12 protein-coding genes are annotated in these 12,124 nt (G+C 57.3%); all 12 read right to left on the bottom strand.

All coding sequences use genetic code 11. The features are described 5' to 3' along the window. Positions 1-4: 4 nt before the first annotated feature. Positions 5-1,099 carry a DegT/DnrJ/EryC1/StrS family aminotransferase gene (locus tag GFER_RS14280; protein WP_040100532.1) on the bottom strand — a complete coding sequence of 365 codons (1,095 nt, stop codon included), beginning with the start codon at positions 1,097-1,099 and terminating at the stop codon, positions 5-7. Between the two features lie 27 nt (positions 1,100-1,126). Continuing rightward, on the bottom strand, positions 1,127-1,774 hold the full coding sequence (locus tag GFER_RS14275; RefSeq protein ID WP_040100530.1) for an acyltransferase: 648 nt from the start codon (positions 1,772-1,774) through the stop codon (positions 1,127-1,129). Positions 1,775-1,789: 15 nt separating this feature from the next. Beyond that, on the bottom strand, positions 1,790-2,788 hold the full coding sequence (locus GFER_RS14270; RefSeq protein ID WP_052446445.1) for a Gfo/Idh/MocA family protein: 999 nt from the start codon (positions 2,786-2,788) through the stop codon (positions 1,790-1,792). 43 nt (positions 2,789-2,831) lie between these two features. Beyond that, entirely contained in the window at positions 2,832-3,773 is a 942-nt protein-coding gene (locus tag GFER_RS14265; RefSeq protein ID WP_040100529.1) for an ELM1/GtrOC1 family putative glycosyltransferase, read from the bottom strand. Between the two features lie 10 nt (positions 3,774-3,783). Beyond that, complete coding sequence (locus GFER_RS18355) at positions 3,784-3,951, bottom strand: Trm112 family protein (protein ID WP_074669587.1); 168 nt, start codon at positions 3,949-3,951, stop codon at positions 3,784-3,786. A 34-nt stretch (positions 3,952-3,985) separates the two neighbouring features. Next, a complete protein-coding gene (lpxK, locus tag GFER_RS14260) occupies positions 3,986-5,059 on the bottom strand; it encodes a tetraacyldisaccharide 4'-kinase (protein WP_139172184.1) in 1,074 nt (357 codons plus the stop codon). Continuing rightward, complete coding sequence (locus tag GFER_RS14255) at positions 5,056-6,363, bottom strand: 3-deoxy-D-manno-octulosonic acid transferase (protein WP_040100527.1); 1,308 nt, start codon at positions 6,361-6,363, stop codon at positions 5,056-5,058. Before GFER_RS14255 ends, lpxK begins: the two co-directional genes overlap by 4 nt. Further along, complete coding sequence (locus tag GFER_RS14250) at positions 6,347-7,030, bottom strand: lysophospholipid acyltransferase family protein (protein WP_040100525.1); 684 nt, start codon at positions 7,028-7,030, stop codon at positions 6,347-6,349. Before GFER_RS14250 ends, GFER_RS14255 begins: the two co-directional genes overlap by 17 nt. Beyond that, positions 7,027-8,766 carry a lipid A export permease/ATP-binding protein MsbA gene (gene msbA, locus GFER_RS14245; RefSeq protein WP_040100524.1) on the bottom strand — a complete coding sequence of 580 codons (1,740 nt, stop codon included), beginning with the start codon at positions 8,764-8,766 and terminating at the stop codon, positions 7,027-7,029. The genes GFER_RS14250 and msbA overlap by 4 nt, the downstream gene beginning before the upstream one ends. Next, positions 8,763-9,947 carry a lipid-A-disaccharide synthase gene (gene lpxB, locus GFER_RS14240; RefSeq protein ID WP_040100522.1) on the bottom strand — a complete coding sequence of 395 codons (1,185 nt, stop codon included), beginning with the start codon at positions 9,945-9,947 and terminating at the stop codon, positions 8,763-8,765. The genes msbA and lpxB overlap by 4 nt, the downstream gene beginning before the upstream one ends. Positions 9,948-9,951: 4 nt before the next feature. Beyond that, positions 9,952-11,046 (bottom strand): DegT/DnrJ/EryC1/StrS family aminotransferase, encoded by a 1,095-nt coding sequence (locus GFER_RS14235; RefSeq protein ID WP_040100520.1) that lies wholly within the window; start codon positions 11,044-11,046, stop codon positions 9,952-9,954. A gap of 126 nt (positions 11,047-11,172) precedes the next feature. Then, entirely contained in the window at positions 11,173-12,123 is a 951-nt protein-coding gene (locus tag GFER_RS14230) for a Gfo/Idh/MocA family protein (protein ID WP_040100518.1), read from the bottom strand. Position 12,124 lies beyond the last annotated feature (1 nt).

Raw genomic sequence — 12,124 nt, 5'->3', positions numbered from 1 at the left:
GATTTCATCCGTTGACGGCAACCTTAACCGCCTCGGCGATCTGCACCTGATCGGCTTCCTTGAGGTAGGGATGCATGGGCAGGCTCATGACCTGCCGCGCAGCTTCTTCTGCATGAGGGAAGCTCGCATGCGGATAACCGAGGGAGGCAAAGGCGGGTTGCCGGTGCAGGGGGACAGGGTAATGCACCGCTGTCGGGACGCCTTGCGCGGCAAGAGCGGCCAACATTTCGTCGCGTTGCTCGACACGGATGGTGTACTGGGCATAGACGCTGGTGTTGTAATCTTCGACGAACGGGACAACGACCATATCGCCGAGCAGTTTCCGATAGCGCTCTGCAACGGCGGCGCGGCGCTCAACCTCATCGGGGAAGATATCGAGCTTGGCGAGAAGGATGGCCGCCTGCAAGGTATCGAGACGCCCATTGACGCCGATCAGCGGGTGATTGTAGCGCCGATCCTGGCCGTGCACGCGAATCTGTTGCATGCGCTTGGCCAGTTCATCGTCATCGGTAAAGCAGGCGCCACCATCACCATAACCACCTAAAGGCTTGGAGGGAAAGAAGCTGGTGCAGCCGATGGTGGAAAGATGACAGGATCTCTCGCCCCGCTGGGTGGCACCGAAACTTTGCGCCCCGTCTTCGATAACCGGGATGCCGCGCTGCGCGGCGATGGCGTTGATGGCTAGGAAATCGGCGCACTGACCATAGAGGCTCACCGGCATAATCGCCCTGGTTTTGTCGGTGAGCGCCGCCTCCAGCAGCGTTGGATCAAGATTATAAGTGCGTGGTTCAATGTCGACGAACACCGGCCGGGCGCCGAGCAAAGCGATGGTTTCGACCGTCGAGATGAAGGTAAAGGGCGAGGTCACCACCTCATCTCCCGGGCCGATTCCCAGCGCCATCATGGCGATGAGCAGGGCATCGGTGCCACTTGAAACGCCGAGGCAATGGCGAGCGCCTACATACTGCGCAAGGCGCTGCTCCAGTTCCGTCACCTCCGGCCCCATAATGTATTGCCCGTGATCGAGAACCGCCTTGATGCGTTGCTCAATGTCTTCGCGTATTGGAGTCTGCTGGGTCTTAAGGTCGATGAATTGCATGAATGCTCCCAATGTATTTTCGAATATTTATTTCTTCAGTTCGTCATAAAAGGTTTTGCCCACGGCCAACTCAGGCGGCAGCGGTGCATCCTCATCCAGATCCAGACAACGCAAGGCCCCCTCGTTGTTGAGCTGATAGCGCAGACGGCTTTCCGGGCAGACCAGAATCCCCTGAGTATCGGGATCCTTGAGGACATGGCCGTGGCGACTCATCCAACCTACCTGCTTGGCGGGCACGCCGACCATAAGGGCGTAATCGGGCACATTCTTCGCCACCACCGCACCCGCACCGATAAAGGCATAGCGCCCAATAGTTATGCCGCAAACGATGGTGGCGTTGGCGCCGATGGAACAACCACGCCGCAAAAGAGTCTTTTCATACAACTCCCGACGCACCACCTGGGAGCGCGGATTGGTCACGTTGGTCAGCACGCAGGAGGGGCCGAGAAAGACATCGTCCTCGATGATGGTTCCCTCATAGATGGAGACGTTGTTCTGCACCTTGACGTTGTTGCCGATGACCGTTCCCCCGGACACACAGCAGTTCTGACCAAAACTGCACCGGTTGCCGATCCTGGCCCCAGAGAGGACATGGCTGAAGTGCCAGATTTTGGTGCCGGCGCCGATCTCGGCCCCTTCATCGACAAAGGAGGATGGGTGTACAAAGTAATCCATTAAAGCCTCCGCAATTCAGCGTTTTTCAGCCACGGCCAATGCCAGGGGATGCACGGTGTCGGCATGCACGCCGAGGACTTCGGCATTTCGCAAACTATGCACCAGATCGATGGAGGGTCGAGCGTCTTCGATGCCGAACCCGCGACCGGCAAGAATTTCCTGATAGACCACCGTATGCAGGTCGACAAACCCCGCAGAGAATTCAATTTCCTGATCATCGACCCGCACCGAGCGAAAAGTGGTCTTGTTCGAGGTTCTGGCAGCCACCGGAAGGTCCTCGTGGTCGACGGAGAGAAACCAGCGCACATCGGCGTTTTTCAGGGCGAGAAAACCGGCCATGCGGCGCTCGTCGCTCAAATGAACCTGACAGGATTCCACACCGCCGAATATCCACATGAGCATGTCGAAAAAGTGAATGCCGATATTTGTGACCACGCCGCCGGATTTGTGCGCGTCGCCCTTCCAGGAATGAAAATACCAGTTGCCACGCGAAGTGATGTAGCTCAGATCGACCTGATGTCTTTTGCCGCTGCCGTCTTCCTCGGTTGCTTTTTTGAGTTGCAGCAGTGCCGGATGCACGCGCAACTGCAGAATGTTGTAAATGCGCCGTCCGCTTTCGGCTTCCAGCTCGGCCAGAGCCTCAAGATTCCAGGGGTTGAGCACTAATGGTTTTTCACAAATGGCATCGGCGCCGATGCGCAGGGCAAAACGGATGTGCGCATCATGCAGATAATTGGGTGAGCAGATACTGACATAATGAAAGCGCTTGTCGTCACCCTGGCGCCGCAGTTTTTCCGCGTGTCGGTCAAAGCGTTCGAACTCGGTAAAAAAGGAAATGTCGTAGGAATAACTGTCGAGAATGCCGACAGAATCATTTTTGTCGAGCGCAGCAACCAAGCGATTGCCGGTATCGACGATGGCCCGCATGTGACGCGGCGCGATGTATCCTGCGGCACCGATGAGAGCAAAATTTTTCGGCTCGGACGATGGTGACGTTTCTTTGTTTGCGGACATGGACAAACCTTTATAGGGTCACAAGGAAAAAAGCAGGCACCAATCAATACCCTAACCTGCGCAACGCCTGCTCAAGAACACCTTTTAGCGCGATTTTGTGATTTTTTCCACCCAAAGTTCCATCGAACACGTGGAGACAGCCCTGATCGGCCAAAGGGCTGAGCATGCGCCCGACTTTGTTCTTTTCCCCCGTGCTTTCCAAGGGAAGCACCTCCACGCAGGCGCGACCGAAAGTCACGGCTTCGCTGATCATGGAAGTGGAGTCTTGGGTCACGAAAACGTAATCGCCGATGGCGAGAAAATCGGCAATGGGATTGACCGGCTCTCGCGAATAAATGACGCGATAGCGAAACGCCAGAGTTTCGATCAGTTTGTCGATCTCAGGAGGGGTGCGCGGCGAGGTCGTTACCAGGAAGTCGCCCTCGGGAAACAGGCGAAACACCTGCTCTATCTGCACCTTGAGGCGCTCTTCATTCATGCGGAAATGTCGGCTGGGACCACCTATTACAAGAGCGACACAGGGGTTCCTGCCGGTTCGCTGCACTAGTCCCTGCGGCTGCGGACAGGAGAGGTTCACCGGCAGAGACAGGATATTTGCCGCAGCTGGCGGCCGATCATGCTCCTGGGCGATAATCAGAGCGAAATTCCGCCTGTAGCTTCGCGGCAACATGATGGCAACCGAGGGGATTCCCAGTTTTGTACCAATGACACGATTCGCGTAATAGGTACTTGATCCGGCAGACACCACCTGTGAGCAGAATGGAAGCTCGTCTTCGACAAAAAACAGTTTGTCCGTCAGAAAACCCAATCGGTCCAAGGGATAGGACAGGGCTTTGCCCCAACGTCCGCGAAAGGAAACGCGCCGAACCTCATAGGGTTTTCCGAGCAGCCGTGCATAGGCCAAGGACTGGTTGACATGCCCAGGTTTGCCGTCGCTGAGAATCAGGACCTTCTCGGTCGCTGCGCCTTCTTTTCTCACCGCCACCGGCGTCCCCTTAAAAGGATTGAGCCTCGTCGATGAGCATCACAGGGATATCGTCGCGGACAGGATAGGCCAGGCGACAGGCCTCGCAACGCAGGGTTTCGTCTTCCTCGACGGGGTGAACGGGCCCTTTGCATTGAGGGCAGGCAAGGATTTCGAGCAGTTCGGGACGGATGGGCATAGAAGCCTCCTCGTTGGACGCAGAGTAGAGCTGATTAGTGAATACGTGCCGTCAATTGCGCCAGCGATTCGTCTAAGGCCGCAGTCTCGAAAACTTCCAAGGTCAGGGGAACCTGCCTGCAGGGCAGCACAAGTTGCGCGGCTTTGAGCTTGACGGCATCCTTCTCGGTGGTTACGAAAACATCAGCGTTGCCGGCAACCTCGCGCAATCGCTGCAAGGCAATGTCATCATAAACGGCATGATCGGCCAGAGGCAGAGTCTGAATCAGATCGAGACCGCGGCGTCGCAAATCCCCGAAAAAACCTTCGGGATGGGCGATCCCGGCAAAAGCCACCACTTTTTTCCCGTGCAGATTCTCCAAAGGCTCCCGGTTGCCGTCAAGATCAAGCGCCTCGCTGCCGAGGACATGGCGACTGCGCAATACGGCTCCCGGCAGGCGCGGAGGCGGTGGACAGCCATCCTGCCAGCGGGTCAGGATAAACAGATCCCCACGACTCAAAGCCGAGGGAAATTCACGCAGCAAACCCGCCGGGAGAGGCAGGCCATTGCCGAGCGGCTTGGCGGCATCGAGCAGCACAATGTTGAGGTCGCGCGCTATCGCCAGATGCTGGAAAGCATCATCGAGCACCAAAATCTGAGCGCCGAGTTTTTCAACGGCAAGCCGCGCCCCCAGGCTGCGTTTCGGTGCGACCACCACCAACGCTTCCGGGTTGCGCCGCGCCAGCAGAAAAGGCTCATCCCCGCAAAGAGCGGGATCAACCAGTGGCCCGGATCCGCGACTGACCACCACCGCATCCTTGATGCCGCGCCCCCCATATCCGCGACTGATGACGGCTACGCGCAGACCCTGTCCGAGCAGGCGCCTCACAAGATAGTCAACCACGGGTGTTTTGCCCGTCCCCCCGGCGGCAAGATTGCCGACGGCGATCACGGGAACAGGCGCGCGATAGGTAGCCAGAAGCCCCTTAGCGTACAGCCTAGCACGAATCAGCCCAATCATGCCATAGAGCCAACCCGCCGGCCACAACAGGGCCAGCAACAGTCGCTCGGGGACATTACGTGGCCCTTCCAGACACAGACGACGGTGAAATGCAGCCGGAGAGTTCACCCCTTAGCGACTCTCTCTGCCAGCAAAGATTCGATGACACTCAGGGTCTTGGCGGTCGCTCCTACGTTTCCGGCGATGAGTTGGTAGCCTGCTTTCCCCAGGCTATGGCGCTGCTCGGGGTTGTCGATCAACTGCGCGATGGCCTGCTGAAGAGCCTTGCCGTCAGCGACTTCCAGAGCGGCTCCAGCTTTCCCCAGCAGTTTGGCGATGTCGCGAAAATTATGCATGTGCGGACCATAGAGAACCGGTTTTTTCAGCAGCACCCCTTCAAGGACATTGTGGCCGCCCACCGGCACCAGGCTGCCGCCGACGAATACCAGATCGGCCATGGCGTAGAATTTGAGCATTTCGCCGATGCTGTCGACCAGCAAAACCTCACCGGCTTGCAAAGGCGCCTGGCGCTCATCGACATGGCTGCGCAGAGCAAAGGGAAGTTTCCGCTGAGACAGAAGCTCACTGACCTGACGACAACGTTCCGGATGACGCGGCACCAGAAGCAACAAGAGGTTGCGTCCCTCCGCAACCAGGCGTTGGTAAGCATCCAGCACCTGTTCTTCTTCGCCGGCGTGGGTACTCCCGGCGACCCAGACCAGCGCCTCCGGGGAAAGGTGAAAACGCTCCTTAAGTGACTTCACTTCGCCGGCATTGGGCAGGTGCGCCTGCAAATCGAATTTGAGGTTCCCGGCGACCTGCACACGTTCAGAAGGCGCGCCCATAACCTTGATGCGTTCGGCATCCTGTTCGCTCTGCATACAGAACGCGCTGAAGTTCGCCAGCACCGGACGCAAGACGAGCCGAATGGCCCGATAGCGTGGGAAAGAGCGATCGGAGATGCGTCCATTGGCCAGCACCAGAGGAATACCGCGTTGTCCGGCAAGCCGCGCAAAATTCGGCCAGAGTTCCGTGTCGACGAAAACCACCAGGGAGGGGTTAATCTGTTTCAGAACCCGACGCACCACAATAGACAGATCAAAAGGAAAGAACAGGCACAAATCCACTTCAGCAAGGGAACGTGCTACGGAATTGCCGGTTTCCGTGGTGTTGCTGACCAGCAGACAGGCATCAGGGTATGCTTGGCGCAACGCCTTGAGCAAGGGAATGGCGGCACGGGTCTCGCCAACCGATACGGCATGGACCCAAATTACGGGGCGTTTTTGCGTTGCAGCCAGCTTGCCGGGCGCAAAAAGGCCCACGCGTTCGCGCAGCCCGCGTCGCGCCGTGCCATAGCGGGCTTTGCGCAGCAGGTACCAGGGAATCAGCACCAGCGACGAGGCCAGCAGCACCAAATCATACAGCAGAAACACCGTGTTCCTCCAAACGCGCTATCGCCTCGCGCTCATTATCGTCCATGGCCTGTTGCAGGCGTTTGCGAAAATCTTCCGGATCTTCCCCGCGCTGGTATTGTATGGGCTCCCCAAAAGAATAAACCCCACGCGAAAACGGATAAGGCAGTAGAAAGCGATCCCAGGATGAAAAGCGATGACCGCGACTGCAGACAAAAGCAAGCGGTACGACACCACGCCCGGTCAGGCGGGCGAGATGGACGACACCTTCTTTAATTTGGCGACGCGGCCCACGTGGCCCATCCGGCGTAATACCGAGGTCGAAGGGTTCCTTTCCGGCCTGTACCAAGGAACGCAAGGCTGCCGCACCACCACGGCTGGAAGATCCGCGCACGGTGCCCTGACCAAACAGCTCCATGGTGCGGGCAATAAGCTCCCCATCTTTTGATGCGCTGATGAGGATCTTGGCCCCAGGTCCGCGATAGCACTTGATCATGAGCAGCAATTGTTCGTGCCAAAAAGGAAAGATGAAGTGCTCGCCCTTTTGCCAGATCGCTTTAACGCGTTCCTCGCCAAGAATTTCAATGGACATTGATCGGTGCAGCACCCGAATGACAAGCGAGGCTACCCAAGGCACCACCGCAACGAGCAGACGATCAGAAATCCGCTGAAAACGCCTCTGGCTCATCCTTTCTCCTGAAACTGCATGTCGTAAAGCTTCCGGTACAGTCCGTCCTGCTCAAGCAGTTGCTTGTGGGAACCCATAGCCACCATGCGACCATCTTCCAGAACGACGATCTTGTCGGCATGCATGATGGTGCTGAGACGGTGTGCGATCACCAGTGTTGTGCGACCCTGCATCAGATTGGTCAGGGCCTTTTGCACCATGGCTTCACTTTCCGTATCCAGCGCGCTGGTCGCTTCGTCAAGGATCAGGATAGGCGCATTGCGCAACAGGGCACGTGCGATACACAGACGTTGGCGCTGACCACCGGACAAGCGTACGCCGCGATCACCAATGACAGTCTGGTAGCCGTCGGGCATCTGGGTGATGAACTCATCGGCGAAGGCCTGGCGTGCGGCATCTTCCACTTCGGAATCCGAGGCCTGCGGGCGTCCGTAGCGAATGTTATCGGCGATGGTTTCGTGAAAGAGAAAGGTTTCCTGATCGACCAGCGCCAGGTTGGCGCGCAGACTGTCGAGGGTCACCTCACGCACATCCTGGCCATCAATTTTGACCGCGCCTCCCGTGACATCATAAAAGCGCGCCACCAACCCCACCGCCGTCGATTTGCCCGCACCGCTGGGACCCACCAGAGCCACCACCTCGCCCGGTTCGGCGACAAAGCTCAAATCATCCACCACCGGAATGTCCTCGTAGGCAAAGCGCACATGGTCAAACACCACCTGTCCGCGCACTCGTCCCAGGTGTCGAGCTCCAGGCTGATCCTGCACGTCACGCGGTGTTTCCAGTACCTCAAACACCCGCTCGGCAGCACCTAATGCTTGCTGCATCTGGTGATGAACACGGGTCAGACGCTTGACCGGCGTGTACATAAGCATGATGGCGGCGATCACGGCAAAGAGTTCACCCTGGGTCATTGTGCCGGCCTCGATGCGACTCAAGCCAAACCACAAGACAGCCGCCAGGCCGATGGCAGTGATGATTTCCAACAGTGGCGAGGCGCTGGCGCCGTATTTGTAAATCTTGCGAATAAAACGATAATAGTTGAGATTTTCCTGACGAAATTTCTCTTTTTCGCGCGCTTCGGTGCCGAATCCCTTGATCACCTTGATGCCCGAGAAGGTCTGCTCGAGGCGGGTGGTCACCGCGCCGATGGCCCCTTGTCCGCGGCGCGAATAAGCCTTGATTTTGCGCCCGATAAGCACCACCGGCAGGATCGATGTGGGAATCACCACAAAAGCCAGGGCCGCCAATTTCCAATCCATGTAGAACGCCACGCCGGTCAAGGCCACCAGGGTCACGCTTTCCCGTAAAATAATAACCAGCACATCGGCGACCGCGCCCTGCATGACCCCCACGTCATTGAGTACTCTTGACATCAGGGTGCCGGCTTGGGTGCGCGAAAAATAACCCATGGACAAGGAGACCGAATGTCCGTACAGGTCGTTACGCAGATCCTGCATGACCAACTGACCTGAGGTCTGGATGAAATACTCCTGGATATAGCGCGAGGCACCCTTAAAGGTAAAGATGCCGATGATGAACAGCGGCACCAACCGCGCCATGTCCCAATCCCCGGCGACAATGACCCGGTCCATGAATGGCTGCACCTGTTTGGCGAGAAGCGCATCGGATGCGGCGATGCCCAGCGAGGCAACCATCGCCAAGGCAATGCGCCGTCGATAAGGCAAAGCGTAGGTGAATAGACGCCGATAAATTTCCGTCCCGCGATTTTTCATGCCGCCTCGCCTCGTCGCACCTGGCCGCGGCTCATCTCCGAAGCCATGCGTGCCACCTTCTCCGAGCAGCCGCCCTCGCCCAACAGACGGCGCACTTCCCGCAGGTCCTCCTTGATTCGATCGCGGTAATTTTGATCGTCGAGCATCCGTAAAACTTCCGCACCGATGTTCTCCGCCGTGGCCATATCTTGGATGAACTCGCGTACCACTGGTTTTTCGGCCACAATGTTGACCAAGCCGATATGCGGCAATTTGACCAACCGTTTGCCGATGGCATAGGTCAAGGAATTCATCTGGTAGATAATCGCCAGGGGTGTTTCCACGAGAGCGATCTGCAAGGTCACGGTGCCGGAAACGCTGATCGCGGCGTCGCAGGCACGCGCGGTATCGTAGATATTGTCCTGCACCATTTTGATCTCAAGCCCGCTGCCCAGGAGACGTTCATGAAAACTTTTGTGCTTGAGAGACGGTGCTACGGGCAGCAAAAATTGAAGTTGCGGGCGCTGGCGATGCAGCATTCGCGCAGTATCAGCAATGGTATCGAAAATGTATTTAAGTTCACTGCGGCGACTTCCGGGGAATAAACCGACTACCGGCCGCTGCGGATCGAGACCGTGACGAGCCAGGTATGCGTCGCGCTCGGCGGTAAGCTTCAAATCGGCGACCAGGGGATGGCCGACGTATTCCACATCAATATCCAGGCCCTCGTACAACTGGGGTTCAAAAGGGAAAATTGCTGCCAAGCGATCAACGCGCCGGGCTATTTTCTTCACCCGCCCACGCCGCCAGGCCCAAACCTGCGGACTGACGTAATAGAGCACCGGCACACCTGCGGCCTTGGCCTTGGCGGCCAGACGCAAGTTGAACTCGGGAAAGTCGATGAGGATCAGCACATCGGGTCGCCGATCACTGTTGAGAATGACCTCAAGCTTTTTGAACGCGCGATAAATAGCGGGAAAATGCGCCGCCACCTCGACCAGACCGACAACCGCCAACTCTTCGCCACGAAAAAGAATTTCACAGCCCTGCGCTTCCATGCGCCGCCCGCCGATGCCGAAGAATTCGAGGTCGGGATCGATATCACGCGCCGCGCGAATGAGATTGGCACCATGCAGGTCGCCACTGGCCTCGCCGGTGACGATCAGAGCACGGCGTTTTTCTGAATTTGGGGCGATGGACATGCGCTCAGAGGGCTCCGGAAATCACCTGGCAGATGTTGCTGATCTGATCCGATGTAAGCTCAGGGTACATGGGCAACGACAAAACCTGCTCCGCGGCCTTTTCGGTCACCGGCAAGGAAACGCCGGTCATCAGGTCACGGTAAACTTCCTGGCGGTGCAGGGGAATGGGATAGTAAACAGCCGAGGCGATGCCGGCTTCGCTCAGAGCCTTCTGCACGCGGTCACGGCCGTCGAGAAGCAGGGTGTACTGATGGAAAACATGCACGCCCTTGCCGTCTTCATGAGGCGTCGTGAGCCCAAGCCCCTTAAGTGCTTCGTTGTAAAGATGCGCGTTGCGCCGCCGCAGGCGATTGTATTCATCGATGTGCTTGAGTTTGATCCGCAGAATGGCCGCCTGCATCTCATCCAGCCGGCTGTTGTAGCCGATGATGGAGTGATGGTAGCGCTGGCGGCTGCCGTGGTTGCGCAACACCAGCAGCTCACGGGCCAGATCGTCATCGTTGGTGGTAATCAGTCCGCCATCACCGAAGCAGCCGAGATTTTTGCTCGGAAAGAAAGAGAAGCAGCCAGCGTTACCGAAACTGCCGGTCATCTGTTCTGCATATCCGGCACCAAAGGACTGCGCGCAGTCTTCGATCAGAAGCAGCTTATGCGTCTTGCAGAGATCGCGCAAAGCGACGAGATCAGCCGGCTGCCCAAAAAGATGCACAGGCAGGATGGCACGGGTCTGCGGAGTGATGGCCTCTTCGACCCGGGCAGGATCAAGATTGAAGGTGCGCGCATCGATGTCAACAAACACCGGCTTGGCCCCCACATAGGAAATGGCTTCAGCCGTGGCGATAAAGGTGAAGGCCGGGGTAATCACCTCATCGCCTTCGCCGATACCCGCCGCCCGCAGCGCCAGATGCAGGGCGTCGGTGCCCGAAGCGCAGCCGACAGCATGTTTGACCCCCAGATAGGAGGCAGCCTCTTGTTCAAAGGCCTGCACGTTGGGACCGAGAATAAAATGAGTTGAGTCCAGAACGCCTTGCAATGCTTCGTCAATATCCTGCTTGAGAGCAAGATACTGTTGCTTGAGATCGACCATGGGGATATTCATTGCAGAAAAAAATCCTCTTTGTGGGTGAGATAAAAAAACCAATTTCCTTGGCGTTTTAACGAGAAAGGCGAGGCCGTCTTTGCAGACCCTCGCCTTCACGCCTTTTGGGCCGATTTCAGCCGGCGGCTACATCGGTCCCTGGGGTGCCAGTTTGGCGTTGATTTCAAGGGCGACCGCCAATGCGCGCTTGCCGTCTTCCCCTGAAACCACCGGTGGCAGACCCTCGCGGATGGAGCGAACAAAAGACTTGATCTCGTCCATGAGCGAATCGCCTTGCTCAAAACGCCGCTCCTCAAGGGTGACATTGGGTATCATGGGCAAAGGCATGCCTTCGCCGCCCTTGCGGAATATACCAATTTTGCGCGCCTGATAATCAATGGTGATATAGGCATCCGGCTGAAAAATGCGAACCTTGCGCATGGCATCGACGCTCACACGGCTGGCAGTGACGTTGGCCACGCAGCCGCTCTCAAATTGCAGGCGGGCATTGGCGATGTCCACTTCATCGGAGATAACCGGGACTCCGACAGAATTAACCAGCTTGAGATCTGACTTTGCCAGTGTCAGTATAATGTCGATATCGTGGATCATCAAATCGAGTACAACGTTGACGTCGGTACCGCGCGGCTTATAGGGCGCCATGCGGTGCGATTCAATGAACATGGGATTTTTAAGCACCCCGGCCAGAGCCACGACCGCTGGATTGAAGCGCTCCAGATGGCCGACCTGAAAAACGCGATTGCGCTCGGCCGCAAGACGAATCAAATCCTCGGCCTCGGCCACCGTCTGGGTCACCGGCTTTTCCAGCAGGATATGGATATCAGCCTCCAAACAGGCGCGCGCAACTTGGTAATGATATTGGGTCGGCACGACGATGGAAACCAGGTCAACCTTGTCGAGAAGCGGACGATAGTCGGTATAGGCCGTACAACCAACCTCCTGAGCCACTTCCTGAGCTCGGGCAAGGTCGACATCCACCACACCCACCAGATCCACCCCTTCAAGGGCGGCATATTTCTGCGCATGAAACCTGCCGAGATAGCCGACTCCAATCACTGCAGCACGCAGATTGCTCATC

The sequence above is a fragment of the Geoalkalibacter ferrihydriticus DSM 17813 genome (genome assembly GCF_000820505.1).
GTDB classification, from domain to species: Bacteria; Desulfobacterota; Desulfuromonadia; order Desulfuromonadales; family Geoalkalibacteraceae; genus Geoalkalibacter; species Geoalkalibacter ferrihydriticus.
The sequence above is the reverse complement of the archived record's forward strand: the minus strand, read 5'-3'. Positions and strand labels throughout refer to the sequence as shown.

Coding starts and splice junctions, on each gene's coding strand:
- GFER_RS18355 (WP_074669587.1), bottom strand. CDS start 3,951: ATGCCCATCCGTCCCGAACTGCTCGAAATCCTTGCCTGCCCTCAATGC.
- lpxB (WP_040100522.1), bottom strand. CDS start 9,947: ATGTCCATCGCCCCAAATTCAGAAAAACGCCGTGCTCTGATCGTCACC.
- GFER_RS14270 (WP_052446445.1), bottom strand. CDS start 2,788: ATGTCCGCAAACAAAGAAACGTCACCATCGTCCGAGCCGAAAAATTTT.
- GFER_RS14230 (WP_040100518.1), bottom strand. CDS start 12,123: ATGAGCAATCTGCGTGCTGCAGTGATTGGAGTCGGCTATCTCGGCAGG.
- GFER_RS14280 (WP_040100532.1), bottom strand. CDS start 1,099: ATGCAATTCATCGACCTTAAGACCCAGCAGACTCCAATACGCGAAGAC.
- msbA (WP_040100524.1), bottom strand. CDS start 8,766: ATGAAAAATCGCGGGACGGAAATTTATCGGCGTCTATTCACCTACGCT.
- GFER_RS14235 (WP_040100520.1), bottom strand. CDS start 11,046: ATGAATATCCCCATGGTCGATCTCAAGCAACAGTATCTTGCTCTCAAG.
- GFER_RS14250 (WP_040100525.1), bottom strand. CDS start 7,030: ATGAGCCAGAGGCGTTTTCAGCGGATTTCTGATCGTCTGCTCGTTGCG.
- GFER_RS14275 (WP_040100530.1), bottom strand. CDS start 1,774: ATGGATTACTTTGTACACCCATCCTCCTTTGTCGATGAAGGGGCCGAG.